The sequence below is a fragment of the Spirillospora sp. NPDC127506 genome (assembly GCF_040302145.1).
Taxonomy (GTDB): domain Bacteria; phylum Actinomycetota; class Actinomycetes; order Streptosporangiales; family Streptosporangiaceae; genus Spirillospora.
This window is the reverse complement of record NZ_JBEORG010000010.1, coordinates 124,028-142,152: the sequence shown is the minus strand read 5'-3', so window position 1 is coordinate 142,152 and position 18,125 is coordinate 124,028. Positions and strand designations below refer to the sequence as shown.

At 73.2% G+C, this 18,125-nt stretch carries 17 protein-coding genes; 9 read left to right on the top strand and 8 right to left on the bottom strand.

What is annotated here, in order from left to right; all coding sequences use genetic code 11:
• Window positions 1-35: 35 nt before the first annotated feature.
• On the bottom strand, window positions 36-914 hold the full coding sequence (locus ABTW95_RS13180) for a phosphatase PAP2 family protein (RefSeq protein ID WP_396454474.1): 879 nt from the start codon (window positions 912-914) through the stop codon (window positions 36-38).
• A gap of 241 nt (window positions 915-1,155) precedes the next feature.
• On the opposite strand from ABTW95_RS13180, the gene ABTW95_RS13175 reads away from it, so the two are divergent.
• Entirely contained in the window at window positions 1,156-2,733 is a 1,578-nt protein-coding gene (locus ABTW95_RS13175) for an alpha/beta hydrolase (protein WP_500226364.1), read from the top strand.
• A gap of 17 nt (window positions 2,734-2,750) precedes the next feature.
• On the opposite strand, the gene ABTW95_RS13170 is transcribed toward ABTW95_RS13175, so the two are convergent.
• Window positions 2,751-3,143 carry an OsmC family protein gene (locus ABTW95_RS13170; RefSeq protein ID WP_396449872.1) on the bottom strand — a complete coding sequence of 131 codons (393 nt, stop codon included), beginning with the start codon at window positions 3,141-3,143 and terminating at the stop codon, window positions 2,751-2,753.
• A 163-nt stretch (window positions 3,144-3,306) separates the two neighbouring features.
• Between ABTW95_RS13170 and ABTW95_RS13165 the strand changes: the two genes are divergently transcribed.
• Window positions 3,307-4,134 carry an alpha/beta fold hydrolase gene (locus ABTW95_RS13165; RefSeq protein ID WP_396449871.1) on the top strand — a complete coding sequence of 276 codons (828 nt, stop codon included), beginning with the start codon at window positions 3,307-3,309 and terminating at the stop codon, window positions 4,132-4,134.
• A 32-nt stretch (window positions 4,135-4,166) separates the two neighbouring features.
• Here the strand turns inward: ABTW95_RS13165 and ABTW95_RS13160 are convergent, their stop codons facing one another.
• Both ABTW95_RS13160 and ABTW95_RS13155 read right to left on the bottom strand, forming a co-directional pair.
• Window positions 4,167-6,305, bottom strand: coding sequence for a DEAD/DEAH box helicase (locus tag ABTW95_RS13160; RefSeq protein WP_500226363.1), 2,139 nt, complete (start codon window positions 6,303-6,305; stop codon window positions 4,167-4,169).
• A gap of 225 nt (window positions 6,306-6,530) precedes the next feature.
• Complete coding sequence (locus ABTW95_RS13155; RefSeq protein ID WP_396454472.1) at window positions 6,531-7,187, bottom strand: TetR/AcrR family transcriptional regulator; 657 nt, start codon at window positions 7,185-7,187, stop codon at window positions 6,531-6,533.
• A gap of 103 nt (window positions 7,188-7,290) precedes the next feature.
• Here ABTW95_RS13155 and ABTW95_RS13150 point away from each other — a divergent pair, with 103 nt between their 5' ends.
• Genes ABTW95_RS13150 through ABTW95_RS13135 form a run of 4 tightly spaced genes read left to right on the top strand, consistent with a single transcriptional unit; the run spans window position 7,291 to window position 11,734 of the window.
• Complete coding sequence (locus ABTW95_RS13150) at window positions 7,291-8,436, top strand: acyl-CoA dehydrogenase family protein (protein ID WP_500226362.1); 1,146 nt, start codon at window positions 7,291-7,293, stop codon at window positions 8,434-8,436.
• Between the two features lie 41 nt (window positions 8,437-8,477).
• On the top strand, window positions 8,478-9,224 hold the full coding sequence (locus ABTW95_RS13145; protein WP_396454471.1) for an SDR family NAD(P)-dependent oxidoreductase: 747 nt from the start codon (window positions 8,478-8,480) through the stop codon (window positions 9,222-9,224).
• A 16-nt stretch (window positions 9,225-9,240) separates the two neighbouring features.
• Window positions 9,241-10,050: an enoyl-CoA hydratase/isomerase family protein gene (locus ABTW95_RS13140; RefSeq protein ID WP_396449866.1), complete on the top strand. Its 810-nt coding sequence runs from the start codon at window positions 9,241-9,243 to the stop codon at window positions 10,048-10,050.
• Between the two features lie 19 nt (window positions 10,051-10,069).
• On the top strand, window positions 10,070-11,734 hold the full coding sequence (locus ABTW95_RS13135; RefSeq protein ID WP_396454470.1) for a class I adenylate-forming enzyme family protein: 1,665 nt from the start codon (window positions 10,070-10,072) through the stop codon (window positions 11,732-11,734).
• 7 nt (window positions 11,735-11,741) lie between these two features.
• Here the strand turns inward: ABTW95_RS13135 and ABTW95_RS13130 are convergent, their stop codons facing one another.
• The gene (locus ABTW95_RS13130; protein WP_396449864.1) at window positions 11,742-12,521 is read right to left on the bottom strand and encodes an SDR family NAD(P)-dependent oxidoreductase; all 780 of its coding nucleotides are present in this window, start codon (window positions 12,519-12,521) and stop codon (window positions 11,742-11,744) included.
• Window positions 12,522-12,667: 146 nt separating this feature from the next.
• Here ABTW95_RS13130 and ABTW95_RS13125 point away from each other — a divergent pair, with 146 nt between their 5' ends.
• On the top strand, window positions 12,668-13,498 hold the full coding sequence (locus ABTW95_RS13125) for a helix-turn-helix transcriptional regulator (RefSeq protein WP_396449863.1): 831 nt from the start codon (window positions 12,668-12,670) through the stop codon (window positions 13,496-13,498).
• Window positions 13,499-13,583: 85 nt separating this feature from the next.
• On the opposite strand, the gene glnA is transcribed toward ABTW95_RS13125, so the two are convergent.
• Entirely contained in the window at window positions 13,584-15,008 is a 1,425-nt protein-coding gene (glnA, locus tag ABTW95_RS13120) for a type I glutamate--ammonia ligase (protein WP_396449862.1), read from the bottom strand.
• A gap of 154 nt (window positions 15,009-15,162) precedes the next feature.
• Between glnA and ABTW95_RS13115 the strand changes: the two genes are divergently transcribed.
• Window positions 15,163-15,657 carry an RDD family protein gene (locus ABTW95_RS13115; protein ID WP_396449861.1) on the top strand — a complete coding sequence of 165 codons (495 nt, stop codon included), beginning with the start codon at window positions 15,163-15,165 and terminating at the stop codon, window positions 15,655-15,657.
• 64 nt (window positions 15,658-15,721) lie between these two features.
• On the opposite strand, the gene ABTW95_RS13110 is transcribed toward ABTW95_RS13115, so the two are convergent.
• Complete coding sequence (locus tag ABTW95_RS13110) at window positions 15,722-16,417, bottom strand: DUF4191 domain-containing protein (RefSeq protein WP_500226361.1); 696 nt, start codon at window positions 16,415-16,417, stop codon at window positions 15,722-15,724.
• Between the two features lie 45 nt (window positions 16,418-16,462).
• Complete coding sequence (gene lipA / locus ABTW95_RS13105; protein WP_396449859.1) at window positions 16,463-17,389, bottom strand: lipoyl synthase; 927 nt, start codon at window positions 17,387-17,389, stop codon at window positions 16,463-16,465.
• A 220-nt stretch (window positions 17,390-17,609) separates the two neighbouring features.
• Here lipA and ABTW95_RS13100 point away from each other — a divergent pair, with 220 nt between their 5' ends.
• The gene (locus tag ABTW95_RS13100; protein WP_396449858.1) at window positions 17,610-18,110 is read left to right on the top strand and encodes a DUF1877 family protein; all 501 of its coding nucleotides are present in this window, start codon (window positions 17,610-17,612) and stop codon (window positions 18,108-18,110) included.
• Window positions 18,111-18,125: the final 15 nt, after the last annotated feature.

Here is an 18,125-nt window from a genome sequence, read left to right as displayed (position 1 = left end):
GAAGTGGTAGGCGTACTGCGGGACGCGTACGCCGGTCAGGACCGTCCGGCCCGGCATGCCGCGGCGGACCCGGCTCCGGAGCGGCTCGCGCCGCGCCCGGTCAGCTGCGCGAGCCGGTGCCCGGCGTGCGCCCGCGCGACGAGGAGCGGCGCCGGACAGCGCATGTACAGCAGCCACGACACCCACAGCGCGCCGCCGATCAGCGCCATCCCCGCCACGGCGTCCAGGACGTAGTGGTTGGCGGTGGACAGGATCACGAACACGGTCGTCGCCGGGTACAGCGCGCCGAGGATCTTCGCCCACAGCTGCGTCGCCAGCCGGACCATGATGATCCCGCACCACAGCGACCAGCCGGCGTGCATCGACGGCATCGCCGCGTACTGGTTGGTCAGGCTCCCGGACGCGTCGCTGGCGTACAGGCCGAGCGAGTGCAGCGCGGTCACCGGGTCGACGAAGCCCTCGCTGTGCAGGAACCGCGGCGGGGCGAGCGGGTACAGCCAGAAGCCGATCAGCGCCAGCCCGGTGGCGATCATGATGGACGTGCGGAGCCACCGGTAGTGCTGCGGCCGGTAGCGGTACAGCCAGACGACGATGCCGAGGGTCACGATGAAGTGCATCGTCGCGTAGAAGATGTTGGCCGTCCGCGCGAGCCACGGCACGGCCAGCAGCGTGTGGTTGAGGTGCAGCTCGAAGTCCAGCCCCAGGGCGCGCTCGAAGCGCAGGATCTCTTCCGCGTGGGCGAACGCCGGACCGGTGCCGTCCTGAACCAGGACGATGCGGGTCAGCGTATATCCGGTGTAGAAGAGGACCACCAGCAGAAGCTCACGCCAGACCGGCGGCGCGGTGAGCACCCGGTGCCGCATTCTCGCGGCGGCCTGGCCTCTGCGGGCCTCTGGGGGGGCGGTTTGAGCCATGCTACCTATCTTTGCCTCGGGGCCCCCTGAATGAGATCACCGCAATGAATGGTCTTCATCTCAGCCTTGAGTAGTACGACCCTGATGCGGCATCCGGACTTTCGGGGGAGGGGGCTCGGGGACACCGGGCGGATCCCCCCGTCCTCCCCCCTCGCGCGGAGCCTATGGAGTTGATCAGGAGTCAGCATAGGAGGCCCTGGGTAGGCCGTGATCGCCCCCCGTGACTCGAACGGAGGGACGAATGGCCAGATTGTGGGCCATACCCGGCATCGCGCTGGTGTCCGCGGTCGCGGTGGCCGTTTCCGGACTGGCATCCCTCTCGGGAGTGACTGGACGGCAGCGTACGACCGTAGGTGTACGGCGCGCGGCGGCCGGCGCCCCGCCGGCCCTGCCCCCCGTCCCGCCGCCGCGCTGGAGGCGCTGCACCGGCCTGCCGTCCCCGCCGCCCGGCGGCGCGCCGGCGCCGGCCGGCGTCCGGTGCGCGACGCTCCGGGTGCCGCTCGACTACGCCCGGCCGTCCGGCGCGAAGGTCGACCTGGCTCTCCTCAAGGTGCCGGCGGCCGACCGGCGGCACCGCATCGGCTCGCTGCTGTTCAACTTCGGCGGCCCCGGCGGCGAGGGCGTCGACACCCTCGCGCGGGCCGCCGGCGAGTACGCCTCCCTCCGCACCCGCTACGACCTGATCGGCTTCGACCCGCGCGGCGTCGGGCGCAGCACCCCCGTGCGGTGCGCGGGCGACCGGCGCCTGGACCGGCTCGCCGCCATGGACGACAGCCCCGACACCGCCGCCGAGGAGACCGCCTACATCGGCGCCCGCGCCGGCTACGTGCGGCAGTGCGCGGCGCGCTCCGGGGCACTGCTGCCCCACGTCGGCACCGTGAACGCCGCCCGCGACATGGAGATGATCCGCATCGCGCTCGGCGACGACAGGCTGCGCTACTTCGGCGTCTCCTACGGCACCCGGCTCGGCGGCGTCTACGCGCACCGGTTCCCCGGCGGCGTCGGCCGGGTCGTCCTCGACGGCGCCGTCGACCCCCGGATCGGCGGCGCCGACCTCGCCCTGCAGCAGGCCGCGGCGTTCCAGCGCGCCCTCGGCGGGTTCGCCGCCGCCTGCGCCCGCCTCGGCCGCAAGGCGTGCCCGCTCGGCGCGGACGGCCCGCAGGTCGTCGCGTCCATCGGCCGGATCCTCGCCGGGCTCGACCGGAAGCCGCTCGCCACGTCGTCCGGCCGGAAGCTGACCCAGAGCCTCGGCACGACCGGCGTCGCCGCCGGGCTGTACTCCCGGAACGCCTGGCCGTACCTCGCCCAGGGCCTCGTCGACGCGGTCAAGCGCCGCGACGGGTCGCTGCTGCTGATGCTGGCCGACGTCCAGAACGGCCGGGCCGACGACGGGACCTACAGCAACCTGTCCGCCGCCAACACCGCCATCACCTGCGCCGACACCGCCGACCGCTTCACCCCCGCCGACGTCCGCCGCCTCCTGCCCGCGTTCCGCGCCGCCTCGCCGGTCTTCGGGGCGTCGATGGCGTGGGGCCTGCTCCAGTGCACCGGCTGGCCGGTGCCGGGGGACGACGCGGCCCGCGAGGTGTCGGCGCCGTCCGCCGCGCCGATCCTCGTCGTCGGCAACACCGGCGACCCGGCCACCCCCTACGCCTGGGCGCCCGCGCTGACGCGGGAACTCGGCGGTCGGGCCGTGCTCCTCACCCTGCGCGGGGAGGGGCACGGAGCCTACGCCACCGGCGACCCCTGCGTCCGCGAGGCCGTCGACGCCTACCTCCTCCAGGGCCGGCTGCCGGCCGCGGGCGCCGCCTGCGGCTAGGAGGTCCCGGCCTCCCGCTACACGACCTGCTCGACCTTCATCGGCTCGCGGAGGGCGCTGCCGACCGTGCAGTACCTCTCGTGGACGCGCGCGGCCACGGACTTCAGGACGTCCTCGGCCTTCTCGTCGCCCTCGGGGAGCTCGACGTCGTAGGTGACCGTGATCGTGCCCAGCGTGCTCGTCGCGATCTTGTCCGCCTGGACGGTCGCGGCGAGCCGCGCCATCCGGTGCCCGCGCTGCGCCGTCAGCGGCTCGACCGTGACCAGCTCGCAGCCGCCGAGCGCCGCCAGCAGCAGCTCGACCGGGGTGAAGACGCCCTCGGTGTCGCCGTCGCCGATGGCGACCTTCGCGCCCCGCCCGTTGACGGCCTGGAACCCGTCGCCGGTGCGCTCCACCCTGACCTCGGCCATGGCATCTCCCTTGATCGTCTGGTGTCCGCCCACGTGAACGCGGGGGCGGGGCCCGTTCTTCCCCCGCTGATCAGGGTTTCACGGGCGGTCACCGGGTACCCGGCGCGTGAGGCGGCCGCGCACCCGGCCGCCGGAGGAGAGACGTCATCGATTCGGGGGACCGATGGGGCACATCAAGACACGCGACGGCACAGAGATCTACTACAAGGACTGGGGGCAGGGGCAGCCGGTCATCTTCAGCCACGGGTGGCCGCTGAACGCGGACGCGTGGGACGACCAGATGAAGGCCGTCGCCGACGCCGGGTACCGCGCCATCGCGCACGACCGCCGCGGGCACGGCCGCTCGTCCCAGCCCTGGCGGGGCTACGACTTCGACACCTTCGCCGACGACCTCGGCGACCTGATCGACGCCCTCGGGGTGTGGGACGTGGTCCTGGTCGCGCACTCGATGGGCGGCGGGGAACTCGCCCGCTACATCGGGCGCCACGGCACGAGCCGCGTGTCCAAGGCGGTGCTGCTCGCGGGGATCCCGCCGCTGATGATGCAGAGCGACGCCAACCCCGCGGGGGTGCCCGCCCAGGTGTTCGAGGACATCAAGAAGGGCATCCTGAACGAGCGGTCGCAGTTCTGGAAGGACATGTCCGAGGCGTTCTTCAGCGCCAACCGTCCCGGAACCGCCGCCACGCAGGGCAACCGGGACGCGTTCTGGTTCATGGCGATGCAGGAGAGCGTCAAGGCGGGCGTCGACTGCGTCACCGCGTTCGCGGAGACCGACTTCACCGAGGACCTGCGCCGGTTCGACGTCCCGACGCTCATCGTCCACGGCGACGACGACCAGATCGTCCCGATCGACGCGACCGCCCGCAGGTCCGCGGAGATCATCCCGGACGCGACCCTGAAGGTCTACGAGGGCGCGTCGCACGGCCTCGCGATGGTGCCCGGCCACAAGGAGCGCTTCATCGGGGACCTTCTGGAGTTCCTGCGGAGCTGACACGCCGCCGGCGGTTCGGGGTCCGCCCGGACTCAGCGGGTCCCGAGCCGCTCCTGCTCCTCGGCGACGATCTGCCGCGCGAGGGCCTGCTCGGAGACGTCCACCGCGTCCGGGGTCTGCTCGGCGAGGTCGCTGCGCCGCGCGTACTCGTCGAACAGCAGGGTCTTGACGTGGAGGATCTCCAGCATCCGCTCGTCCACGCTGCCCGGCGTCAGCAGCCGGTGCACCTGCACGGTGCGCACCTGCCCCATCCGGTGGGCGCGGGCGACCGCCTGCGTCTCCATGGTCGGTTTCACCTGCGGCTCGCAGAGGATCACCACGGAGGCCGCCTGCAGGTTGAGGCCGACCCCGCCCGCCTGGATCTGGGCGAGCAGGACGGCGTGCCCGGGTTCGGCGGTGAACGCGTCCACGATCTCCTGCCGCCGCTCCACCGGGGTGTCGCCCGCGATCGGCCCCCGCGCCTCGGGGCCGATCGCGTCCCGCACGGTGGCGAGCACGTCGCGGAAGTAGGAGAACACCACGACCTTCAGGTCGTTCTCGGCGGCCTCGTCCACCAGCTCCTTCAGCCGGGCGAGCTTCGCCGACTTCTTCGGGACGGCGTACGCGGCCCTGCGCATCGCCATGAAGTTTCCGGCGGCGACCGCCCGCCGGTAGGCGGCCGCGTCGGCGCGGCTGAACTCCTCCAGCTCGTCCACGTGCACGACCTCGGGGAGCTCGACCAGCACGTCCCGCTGGTTGCGGCGCAGGTAGACCGGCGCGACCGCGGACCGGAACGCCCGCGGGCCCAGCGCCGCGTCGCTCGGCCGCACCTGCTCTGCCACCTCGGGCCGCAGGTGCGCGACGAGGCTGCGGAACTCCTCGACCCGGTTCTCCATCGGCGTGCCGGTCAGGAACAGGACGCGCTCCGTCCGCCGGCACCACCGCGCGACGGCCTGCGCGCGCCGGGTCTCGTGGTTCTTGGCGTAGTGGGCCTCGTCCACCACGAACATCCCGACCGCGACGTCCGCGGGGACGTCGAGCGCGTGCAGCGTGGACAGCGTCGTGACGGCGATGCCGCCGTCCCCCGCCCACTTCTTCAGCGCCGCGCCGCGCCCCGGGCCGTGCAGCGGATGCGCGGCCAGCGCGCTGCGCGTCTCGATCTCCCGCACCCAGTTGATCAGCACGCTCGCCGGGCACGCCACCAGGAAGTGCGTCGCCCCCTCGGCCCGCAGGTGCGCGATCGCGGCGATCGCCTGGATCGTCTTGCCCAGCCCCATCTCGTCGCCGAGGATCACCCGCCGCTGGACGAGCGCGAACCGCGCCCCGAACGACTGGTAGCCGCGCAGCGACACCCGCCGGAACGCGTCGTCCAGCGGCTGCGCCTTGACCCGCGCCGCCAGGTCGCCGGGCAGGAAGCCCTCGGCGGCGCCGCGCTCGGGGTCCAGCGCCGCCAGCTCGGCCAGCAGGGTCTGGTAGTCGGAGGCGCGCAGCTCGAAGTCGATCCACGCCTCGTCGGGGGACGCGGCGGGGCGCAGCAGGTCGACCGACGCCTGCGAGATCAGCAGCCGGGTGTCGCGCCGCGCCTCGTCGCGCAGGGCCTCCGCCAGCTCGCCGACGGCCCGCCGCGCCCGCTCCCGCCGCGCCGGACCGGCGATGAGCCGCCGCCACCACGACCCGGCCGGCCGCGCGTCGCGCACCAGCGGCGCGAGCCGCTCGTCGACCGCGTCGGCGGCGGCGCGCGCCTTCGGCAGGTCGGGCCCGGCGTTCACCAGCCGGTGCAGCGCGACGACGACGGGCGTCATCGCCTCGTCCCGCCGCTCGACGTCGATCCGGACCGTGGCCGACCGCTCCGCCGCCTCCGCCAGGCTGCCCGCCGCCGCGTGCAGCTGCCGCGCGGTCTGCGGCCCGATCCCCGGCAGCAGCTGCAGCCGGTACGGCGTCGCCTCAAGGACGTCGGCGACGCTGGCGTAGCCTTCCTCCTCCAGCGGGCCGAGCCGCAGCCGGCCGTCCGTGACGTCCTTCAGCCGCGCGAGCGGGATCTCCCGCAGCTGCTCCTTCGCCGCCTCGGCCCGCAGCGGCTTCAGCGCGGCGTGCACGTCCGCGAGCGCCCGCCGGTGGTCGGCGACCAGGTCGCGGGCGGCGCCGAGCAGCGCGTAACCGCCCCGCAGGACGCTCTTCGCCTCGTCCGCCATCGCGCTCCCAACCAACGTGTACCGGCACATGATGCCAGCGGCCTAGGACGGTCCCCGCCCGTCCGCGCACAGAGGGCCGGCGCCCTGCCCCTCCGTCCGCCGGGAATCCGCCGCCTCCCGCGCCCAGCCTGGAACGCGACCGACACTGGATCCACGAACCGCCGAGGCTGCACGCGTGGGACGTGCGGGCGCGGGACGCCGCCCGCGTCCGGGGCGGTGACGCGATCACAACGTCGTCGTACCGGGGTTCGGCGGGCGGCCGACGAGCATCATCAGGGTCTCGGTCAGTTCGGCTATGGCGGCGGCGCGGGCGGGCTCGGGGAGGTGGGTGCACCAGGTGGGGGCCTGGCTCATCGCGGCGTGCATGCACTGGAGCGTGGTGCCGACGCCGGTCACCGTGAACTCGCCGGAGGCCACGCCCTCCTCGATGACCGCGCGGAAGATCTCGTTGTGGCGGCGGCGCAGGGCCTTGATGCGGGCGGCCGTGGCGGCGGGCCAGTCGCGCGGGACGAGGAAGAGCCGCAGCCCGGCCGGGTACTCGCGGACGGCGATGCTGATGTGCTCGTGCAGCAGGGCGCGCAGGCGTTCGGCCGGGCTCCCGGTCCGGGCGGCGGGGAGCCGCTCCAGGCGGTCGGTCCAGTCGTTGCCGAGGTACTCGATCGCGGCGGTGCCGAGTTCCTCTTTGCTGCGGAAGTAGTAGTAGAGGGAGCCCTTGGTGACGTCGAGCCGCTCGGCGACGTCCTCCAGGCTGACCGCGTCGTAGCCGCGCTCGCCGAACAGCTCGGCCGCGGTCGTGAGGATCTCCCTGGTGCGGCGGCCGCGCCGCCGCTGCACCCGGCCCGAGGCCGGGGTGTCCGCGAGCGCCTGCCTGCCGCTGGTCAACGCCGCCCCTCTCCGGTGAATCGACCCGAGGGTATCAGTTTGACCCATGGGCCAACTATTGACCCTGGGGTCAAAGTTTGCCACCTTGGTCGGCGGAGGGCTCATGGACTTCGCGTTCACCGCCGGTGAAGAGGCGTACCGGCAGGAGGTGCGGCGGTTCGCCGCCCGCGCGCTGGCGCCGCACTACCAGGCCGGCGACCGGGCCGGGCGGCTGCGGGACGGGCTGGTCGCCGAGATGGCGGCGATGGGGCTGACCGGGCTGCGCGTCCCGGAGCGGTACGGCGGGCAGGACGCCGGGGCGGTCGTCGCCGGCATGGCCGCCGAGGAGGTCGGGCGCGCCGACGTCAACGCCACCTACGTGATCGTCCTGACCGCGCTGATCGGCGACATCCTGGTGCGGAACGCGACCGAGGCCCAGTGCGCGGAGTGGCTGCCGCCGATCGCCGAGGGGCGGGTGCTGCCCGCCCTGTGCGTGACGGAGCCGGAGCACGGGACGGACGCGGCGAACCTGCGGATGAGCGCCCGGCCGGACGGGGACGGGTGGCGGCTGGAGGGGGAGAAGACCTCGATCACCCTGGGCGCCGACGCGCACACGGCGGTCGTCCTGGCGCGCACCGGAGGGCCGGGGCCGCGCGGCGTCAGCGCCTTCTACGCCGAGCTCGACGACCGGTACGTCTCCAGGGTGCGGTTCGACGACCTGGGCGGGCGGTCGATCGGGCGGGCGTCGCTGCACTTCGACGGGCTCCCGGTCGAGGCCGGGCGGATGGTCGGACGGCCGGGGGACGGCTTCGTGGCGGTCATGCAGGGGTTCGACTACTCCCGCGCCATCATCGGGCTCGCCTGCCTCGGCGCCGCCGCGGCGTCGCTGGACGAGGCGGTGGCGTGGGCGCGCGAGCGGGAGGCGTTCGGGCAGCCGATCGGGCGGTTCCAGGGCGTCTCCTTCCCGCTCGCCGAGCACGCCGCCCACCTGCGCGGGGCGCGGCACGTCTGCTACGAGGCGCTGTGGCGCAAGGACAGCGGCCTCGGCCACGCCGCCGAGGCCGCCATGGCGAAGTTCTGGGCGCCGAAGCTCGCCGCCGAGGTCATCCACCAGTGCCTGCTGACGTTCGGGCACACCGCGTACTCGGCGGACAACCCGATCGGGCAGCGGCTGCGGGACGTGATCGGGCTGGAGATCGGCGACGGCACCGCGCAGGCGTCCAAGCTCGTGATCTCGCGCCACCTGCTCGGCCGCGCCTACGCCCCGTGACATCCGGAGTGCGGCGCACTCCCCGACTGTGAGGACCAGCGATGGGAAGACTGCAGGGCAAGACCGCGATCGTGACCGGCGCGGGCCGGGGCATCGGGCGGGCGATCGCGGAGAAGCTCGCCGCCGAGGGCGCCGCGGTCGCGGCCACCGACGTCGACGAGGCCGCCGCGAAGCAGACCGCCGCCGGGCTCGGCGGGGACGCGCTCGGGCTCCGCGCGGACGTCACGTCCCGGGAGTCGGTGGCCGCGATGGTCGAGGACGCCAGGGCGCGGCTCGGCCGCATCGACGTGCTCGTCAACAACGCGGGCTGGGACGTGGCGGGCCGGTTCGTCGACTCCGACCCGGCCGACTGGGACCGGATCATGGCGGTCAACCTCTACGGCGTCCTGCACGCCTGCCACGCGGTGCTGCCGGTCATGGCGGCGCAGAAGTCCGGCGCGGTGGTGAACATCGGGTCCGACGCGGGGCGGGTCGGCTCGTCCGGGGAGGCGGTCTACTCCGCCGCCAAGGGCGGGGTGATCGCGTTCACCAAGACGCTCGCCCGCGAGCACGCCCGGCACCGGGTGCGGGTCAACTGCGTGTGCCCCGGCCCCACCGACACCGCGCTGTTCGCCTCGATGGGCGGGGACGACCCCGGGCTGCGCGAGGCGCTCATCCGGGCGATACCGTTCCGCCGGCTGGCCGAGCCCGCCGACATCGCCGCGGTGGTGGCGTTCCTGGCGTCGGACGAGGCCGGCTTCGTGACCGGGCAGACCGTCAGCGTCAGCGGCGGCCTCACCATGAGCTGACCGAGAGGGAAGACCGATGAAGTACGAGGAGTACGAGCAGCTGCGGTTCGAGCGGCGGCCGAACGGCGTCCTGCTGATCACCATGGACCGGCCCGAGAAGTACAACGCCGCCGACGAGGGGATGCACACCGAGCTGGCGCGCGTGTGGACGGACGTGTCCGCCGACCCGGAGACCAGGGTCGCGGTGGTGACCGGCGCGGGCAAGGCGTTCTCGGCGGGCGGCGACCTCGGCATGGTCGAGCGCATGACCGGCGACCACGACCGCGTGGCGCACATGCTGGGGGAGATGCGCGACCTCGTCTACAACATCGCCGACTGCGAGAAGCCGGTGGTGTCGGCGATCAACGGGGTCGCCGTCGGCGCCGGGACGGTGGTGGGGCTGATGGCCGACATCTCCATCTGCGCCCGGGAGGCCAAGATCGGCGACGGGCACGTGAAGCTCGGCGTCGCCGCCGGCGACCACGCGGCGATCATCTGGCCGCTGCTGGTCGGCATGGCCAAGGCCCGCTACTACCTGATGACCGGGGAGATGATCGACGGCGCCGAGGCCGAGCGGATCGGCCTGGTCAGCAAGGCCGTCCCCCGCGAGGAGGTGCTGCCGGAGGCGCTGCGCGTCGCCGACGCCCTCGCGACCGGCTCGCAGACCGCGATCCGCTGGACCAAGCGCTCCCTCAACGGCTGGCTGCGCATGGCCGGTCCGATCTTCGAGCAGTCCGCCGCCTACGAGATGCTCGGCTTCCTCGGCCCCGACGTCGTCGAGGGCGCCGCAGCGCTCCGTGAGAAGCGCGCTCCCCGCTTCCCGTCAGCCCCGCCCATGACCACCTGACGCCCCGAGGAGGGCAGCGATGACGGGCTACGATCCGACCGCGTACCGCCGCTACTTCGAGCACGAGTTCACCTATCTCGCGGGTTTCCGCCGCAACACCCACCGCTACGCGCGCCGCACCGCCCTGCACGACCCCGCGACCGGTACCGGCCTCACCTACGCCGAACTCGGCGCCCTGGTGGACCGGCTGGCCACCGGCCTGGCGGACGCCGGCGCCGGGCGCGGCGACACCGTCGTCTACCAGCTCTGCAACGGCCCGGAGTTCGCGCAGCTCTACCTCGCCGCCCAGGTGTGCGGCGCGATCGGCTCCCCGGTGAACTTCCGGCTCGCCCCCGGGGAGACCGCCTACGTGCTGGACGACAGCAGGCCCGGGGTGTTCGTGTACGACACCGCGTTCACCGACCAGGTGAGCGCCGCGCTGGAGCGGGCCGAGCACCGCCCCGCACTGGTCGCGGCCGTCGGGGACGGGACGCCGCTGCCGGGCGCGGTGCCCTTCGCCGACCTCTACGCCGCGGAACCGCGAACCCTCCCCGGCACCGAGTCGACCTGGGCGGAGACCACCCGGCTCTACACGTCCGGCACCACCGGCATGCCGAAGGGCGTCCCGGTGAACAGCGTCGCCGAGGTGTTCACCGCGCACGACGTGATCATGCACTTCCCGCTCACCCCCGAGGACCGCACGCTGAACATGACGCCGTGGTTCCACCGCGGCGGCCTGTACTCCGGCGGCCCGAACCCGGTCTTCTACGCCGGGGCGCAGGTGGTGCCGATGCGCGTGTTCGACCCGGACCGCTGCCTCGACCTCGTCGAGGCGCTCGGGCTGACCTACCTGATCGGCGCCCCGACCAACCTGGCGATGCTGGCGCGGGCGCAGACCGAGCGTCCCCGCGACCTGTCCACCCTGCGCGGCATCGTCACCATGGGCGCGCCGCTGGAACGCGAGGCGTGCCTGCATTACCAGAAGACCCTGACCCCGCGGATCTTCAACGGGTACGGCACCACCGAGGCGTTCTGGAACACCTTCCTGCGCCCCGCCGACCTGCCCGAGCACGCGGGCAGCGCGGGCCGCGCCTGCACCGACGACGACGTCGCGGTGGTCCGGGTCTACGAGGACCGGCTCGCCGAACCCGACGACCACGTCGCCCGCGACGGCGCCGAGGTCGGCGAGGTGATCGTCCGGTCGCCCAAGTGCGGGCAGGCGTACGCCAACGCCCCGGACCACCAGGCCCGCCGCTTCCACCGCGGCTGGCTCTACATCGGCGACCTCGCCACCTGGGACGCCGATGAGTACGTCACGATCGTCGGCCGCAAGGACGACATGATCATCTCTGGCGGGGAGAACGTGCACCCCGTCCAGGTCGAGGAGGCCCTCAACGGGCACCCCGGCATCGCCGACAGCCTCGTGGTGGGCGTCCCGGACGAGAAGTGGGGGCAGCGGGTCGTCGCCTACGTCGTCCCCGCGGACACGCCGGAGGGGGCCGCGCTGACCGCCGCCGACTGCGACCGGCACTGCCGCGAGCACCCGATGCTCGCCCCGTACAAGCGCCCCCGCGCGTACCGGTTCGTGGACGCGCTCCCGCTCACCGCCACCGGCAAGAAGATCCACTACCGGGCGCGCGAGCAGGCCGTCGAGGACATGGCGAACGGCCTGTTCGACCCGCTCCCGGGCGCCGTGTCGCCCTAGCGGCGGGTCAGCCGGCGCGGTAGCGGGACGCGAGCTCGGGGCTCTGCCCGGCGAAGGCCGCCAGCTCGGCCTCGAAGACGGTGTCGAGGAGGGCGGCGTCCTCCACGCCGGGGGCGCAGACGACCTCGCCGAGGTCCAGGCCCCGCAGGGCGGCGGTGACGACGTCGTCGGCGCTCATGCGGGGCAGGGCGCTCAGGTCGATGCCCTGGCGCTCGTGGAACTCGGTGGCCACCACGCCGGGGCAGACGACCTCGACCCGCACGCCCGTCCCGCCGAGTTCGGCGCCGAGCGTCTGGGACATGGCCACCAGGTGGGCGAGCGCGCCGGCGTAGAGCGCGCGGCGCGGCATCACCGAGCCGGGCGCGGGACCGCTGAAGGCGATCATGCCGGCCACGTTGACGACGGCGCCGCGGCCGCGGTCCAGCATGCCCGCGACGGCGGCGCGGGTGAGCAGGCTGGGCGCGAGCACCTTGACGTTGACCAGCTCCCGGGCCTTGTCCTCGGGCAGGTCGGCGAGCGGCATGTAGTGGGCCACGCCCGCGTTGTTCACCAGCATGGTCAGCGGCTCGGACGCGCAGATCCGCGCGACCGCGTCGATGCCCCGGCCGGTGGACAGATCGGCCACGACGGGGCGGACCTCGACGCCGGTGCAGGCGGCGGCGAACTCCTCCAGGCGCTCCCGCCGCCGTCCGACGATCACCAGGTCGTGGCCGCCGGCGGCGAGGCGCGCGGCGAACGCCCTGCCGATCCCGGACGTGGCGCCGGTGACGAGTGCGAGGTCTCTCATGATCGTTGTCCTTCCAGCCGGTGGGCCGCGCGGCGGCCCCGTCACGCCCCGACACTGGAGCGGAAACGCCGGTGCAGGAAGCGGACCCGCTTTCATGGGAACGCCGGTACCAGGCACGCGCCCGGCCGCTGCGCGACACTGTCGGCATGGCGACGACAGAACTCGGCGCGGCCCTGCGGCGCTGGCGCGACCAGGTCCCGCCCGGCGCGGTGGGCCTTCCGGAGGGCGGCAGGCGGCGCGCCGCGGGGCTGCGCCGCGAAGAGCTGGCCCAGCTCGCCGGGATCTCCGTCGACTACATCACCCGCCTGGAGCAGGGCCGGGCCGCCAACCCCTCCACGCAGGTCGTCGAGGCCCTCGCCCGGGCGCTGCGGCTCGGCCGGGACGGGCGCGCCCACCTCTTCCGGCTCGCCGGCCGCGTCCCGCCCGGCCCGGAGACGGTACCGGCGTACATCACGCCCGGCGTCCAGCGGATGCTGGACCGGCTCACCGCGACCCCCGTCGCGGTCTTCGACGCCATCTGGACCGAGCTGCTCGCCAACCCCCTGTACACGGCGCTGATGGGGGAGCGGCACGGCGGCGAGCGGAACGCCGTGCGGCGCAACTTCCTCGGCGCGGGCACCCGCGTCCGCCACACCCCCGAGTCCCTGGCCGCGCTGCGCGCCGCGCAGGTCGCCGACCTGCGCGCGACGGCGGGCCGCTACCCCGCCGACCGGCGGCTGCGCCGGCTCGTCTCCGAGCTGCGCGCGGGCAGCGCCGAGTTCGGGCGGCTGTGGGAGTCCGGCGCCGTCGGCCGGCACGAGTCCGCCCGCAAGACCATCGACCACCCCGAGGTCGGCGCCGTCACGCTGGACTGCGACGTGCTCGCCGCCACCGGCGGCGACCTGCGCATCATGGTCTACACGGCCGAGCCGGGCAGCCGGGACGCCGAGCGCCTCGCCTTCCTCGCCGTCACCGGGACGCGGGCGCTCACCGGATAGCCCGCGGCCTCAGGCGGCGCCCCGCCGGGACGAAACGAGCGAGCCGGCCGGCGTTCCCGCCGGCCGGCTCGCTCGTGCCCCCAAATCAGATGTCGTAGTACAGCTCGAACTCGTGGGGGTGCGGGCGGAGGCGGATCGGGTCGATCTCGAACTCGTTCTTCATCGTGATCCAGGTCTCGATGAGGTCCGGGGTGAAGACGCCGCCTTCGAGGAGGTAGTCGTGGTCGGCCTCCAGGGCCGCGAGGACCTCCGGCAGGGAGCCGGGGACCTGCGGGATCGCGCGGGCCTCCTCGGGCGGCAGCTCGTAGAGGTCCTTGTCGACCGGCTCGGCGGGCTCGATCTTGTTGCGGATGCCGTCCAGGCCCGCCATCAGCATGGCGGAGAACGCCAGGTACGGGTTGCAGGACGGGTCCGGCACGCGGAACTCGATGCGCTTGGCCTTCGGGTTCGAGCCCGTGATCGGGACGCGGATGCACGCCGAGCGGTTGCGCTGCGAGTACACCAGGTTGACCGGCGCCTCGAAGCCCGGGACGAGCCGGTGGTAGCTGTTCACCGTCGGGTTCGTGAACGCCAGCAGGGACGGGGCGTGCTTCAGCAGGCCGCCGATGTAGTAGCGGGCGTTGTCGGACAGGCCCGCGTAGCCCACCTCGTCGTAGAACAGCGGCGCGCCGTCCTTCCAGAGGGACTGGTGGCAGTGCATGCCCGAGCCGTTGTCGCCGAAGATCGGCTTCGGCATGAACGTGACGGTCTTGCCGGCGGCCCGCGCCACGTTCTTGACGATGTACTTGTAGAGCAGCAGCTGGTCGGCCGTCTTCAGCAGGGTGTCGAAGCGGAAGTCGATCTCGGCCTGGCCGGCGGTGCCGACCTCGTGGTGCTGCATCTCGACGTGGATGCCGACGTTCAGCAGCTGCGACACCATCTCCGAGCGGAGGTCGGTGTAGTGGTCCATCGGCGGGACGGGGAAGTAGCCGCCCTTGTAGGGGGGCTTGGCGCCGAGGTTGCCGCCGGGCTCCTCGCGGCCGGTGTTCCAGGCGCCCTCGACCGAGTCGAGGTAGTAGTAGCCGGCGTTCTGCCGCGTCTCGAAGCGGACGTCGTCGAAGATGTAGAACTCGGCCTCGGGACCGAAGTAGCAGGTGTCGGCGACGCCGGTGCCGCGCAGGTAGTCCTGCGCCTTCTTCGCCACGTTGCGCGGGTCGCGGCTGTACGGCTCCCCGGTGAGGGGGTCGTGGACGAAGAAGTTCATGTTCAGGGTCTTGTGCTGCCGGAACGGGTCGACGACGGCGGTCGTCGGGTCCGGGAGCAGGAGCATGTCCGACTCGTGGATCTCCTGGAAGCCGCGGACGGACGAGCCGTCGAACATCAGCCCCTCGGTGAAGACGCTCTCGCCGAAGCTCTCCACCGGGAACGTGAAGTGCTGCATCTTGCCGGGCAGGTCCACGAACCGGCAGTCGACGAACCGCACGTCCTCGTTCCTGATATAGCTCAGGACCTCTTCGGCGCTGCTGAACATCCGGCCTCCTCAAGGCGCATCTCGGCTACCCGGAAAAGCTACGGCCGCGCCGTTTCCCGGCCGTGTCCCATATGTTTCCGCTGTGTTACGCGTCACTCCATGGTGGGGCGGAGCCGCGGCGGGACGGCGCGGCGGGCGGGATAGCGTAGAGGCCATGAGCGGTGGCAAGGGGCAGGGCGCGCCCCGGCAGGGCGCGCCCCGGTGGACGCAGACGTGGCTGAGCGGCGCGGGGGCCGCGGGCGCCGATCTCGGCCGGCCCGGCGAGCGGCTCGGGCTGCCGGAGAGCGGCAGCGGCGCCGTCGCCTCCTACGGCCGGCGGCTCGTCGCGCTGTTCGTCGACTGGGCGCTGTCGATGCTGGTCGCGAGCCTGCTGGCGCGCGGGCTCGGCTGGGAGGCGGCCGAGCGCAGCCTGGCGACGCTGCTCATCTTCGGGCTCCAGGCGTGGGTGCTGACCGCGCTCCTCGGCGTGACGATCGGCAAGCGGCTCTGCGGCATCCACGTCGTCCGGCCGGACGGGCGGCCCGCCGGCCTCCTCCTGGGCCTGGCCAGGACGCTGCTGCTCCTCCTCGTCCTGCCCGCGCTGTTCTGGGACCGCGACTACCGGGGCCTGCACGACCGCGCCGCCGGCACGGTCGTCGTCAACATCTAGCCGGGCCGGCGGCCGGCCGGACACGAGAAAGCGCCCCCGCGGGGGCGCTCTTCCCACGGCGTTCTCAGCGCATCTTCGGCTTCGGGCCCTTGGGCATCTTCGCGCCCCGCGGGATCGGGCCCTTCGGCATCTGCATCGAGCGGGGCAGCGCCTGGAGCCGGTCGTTCAGCTCCGCGACCTGCCCCTTGGTGAGGTTGCGGGGCAGCTTCATCAGGTGGCGCTGCAGCTTGTCGACCGGGATCTGGCCCTCGTCGTCGCCGACCTGCACGTCGTAGATCGGCACCTGCTGGGCGGCGCGGGAGATGCGCTTCTTCTCGGCGCCGAGCAGCTGGCCGACGCGGTTGCGGGGGCCCTCCGACACCAGCACCACGCCGGGGCGCCCCACCGCGCGGTGCACCATGTCGAGGTTGCGGTTGCCGCTCACGGCCTCGGTGACCGTCCAGTTGCCGCGCATGTTCTTCAGGATCGCGGCGGCCGCGCCCGGCTGCCCGGCGATCACCTTGTACTGCGCGCGCTGCGCCAGCTGACCGAAGACGATCATGCCGACCGCGAGCGCCGCCAGGACCGCGAGGGGGACGAAGAACCACAGCTGCCCGGCGAACAGCCCGATGACGATGACGACCACCAGGGTGCCGAGCGCCGAGGCGAACACGATCGGCAGCGCCTTCGGGTCGGCCTGCCGGAGCACCTGGGCGACCATGCGGATCTGCTTGAGACGGCCCGGACGCTCCTGGGCACCGTCCGTGGGCTTTTTCGACATGAATCCAAGGATAGTCGGGTCAGCCGCCCGACCCGACATCCCCGGCTAGGCGCGCGCCTCGATCGCCTGCTTGTAGAGGCGCCCGGCGCGGTAGCTGGACCGGACGAGCGGCCCGGACATGACGCCCGCGAAGCCGAGCTCCTCCGCCTCCGCCGCCAGCTCCACGAACTCCTCCGGCTTCACCCACCGCTCGACCGGGTGGTGGAGGGGGCTCGGCCGCAGGTACTGGGTGATCGTGACGAGCTCGCAGTCGGCGTCGCGCAGGTCGCGCAGCGCCTGCGAGATCTCCTCGCGGGTCTCGCCCATGCCGAGGATCAGGTTGGACTTGGTGACCAGGCCGGCCTCGCGCGCGTTGGCCAGGACCTCCAGGGACCGCTCGTAGCGGAACCCGGGCCGGATCCGCTTGAAGATCCGCGGAACCGTCTCGATGTTGTGCGCGAGCACCTCGGGCCGGGAGGAGAACACCTCGGCGAGCTGCTCCGGGTCGTTGTTGAAGTCGGGGATGAGCAGCTCGACGCCGCAGCCGGGGATGGCCGCGTGGATCTGCCGCACGGTCTCCGCGTACAGCCAGGCGCCGCCGTCCTCCAGGTCGTCGCGGGTGACGCCGGTGACGGTCGCGTACTTCAGGCCCATCTTCGCGACGGACTCGGCGACGCGGCGCGGCTCGTCCCGGTCGAGCGGCTCCGGCCGGCCGGTGGCGATCTGGCAGAAGTCGCAGCGCCGGGTGCACTGGTCGCCGCCGATCAGGAACGTGGCCTCCCGGTCCTCCCAGCATTCGTAGATGTTGGGGCAGCCGGCCTCCTGGCACACCGTGTGCAAACCCTCGGATTTCACCAGGCCGCTGAGCTCGCGGTACTGCGGGCCCATCTTCAGCCGGGTCTTGATCCAGTCGGGCTTGCGCTCGATCGGGGTCTGGCTGTTGCGCGCCTCGACGCGCAGGAGCTTGCGCCCCTCAGGTGTCACCGTCGTCACGCGTCCCAGACTACGTCGCGATCTCCGGTGCGGCACACGGGGCCCGGCCGCTCCCGCGGCCACCCGGCGGGCAGGGCCTCAATGCCGTATCGGAGCGATCTCGAACGTATGACAGTACCCCGTTCGACTGGCGTATTCGCGTGTTTCGGCCATGCTCCACAGTGGATCTCTCTAGGGTGACTCCCTGTCGTCACGCAACAGCGTTAGCAGGAGGACCGCAGTGGGTCTGGCAATGTCGTACCTCAGGGTGCCGCCGGTGCTGGAGGGGGAGCCGGATCCCGGCCGCATCGCCCGCCACATCTTCGGTGCCGCCGACTGGCGCCGCCGCGGCGCGTCGGGACTGTTCGAGCTCGGCTGGGCGTGGCAGGCGATGCACTACCTCGTCACCGGCGACCCGTGGGACGGGCGGCAGCCGGAGGCGGACGTCGTGTGCGGCGGTCGGCTCCTCACCGAGGACGGCGCCGACGAGCTGGGCATGGACGTCATCTACCTCGCGCCGGACCGGGTGAAGCCCACCGCGGACCACCTGGCCGCGACGCCGTTCGGCAAGGTGGCCGGGCGGTACGACCCGGCGGCGATGGGCAAGGCCGGCGTGCAGGACGCGCAGCGGCTGGACGGCGCCGCCCGCGACAAGGTCCTCAAGCCCGCCTACGAGGGCCTGGCGGAGTTCTTCAAGGCGGCCGCCGCCGAGGGCCAGGCCGTCTACAAGGTCATGGCCTAGCGCCCCGCGCGCTCT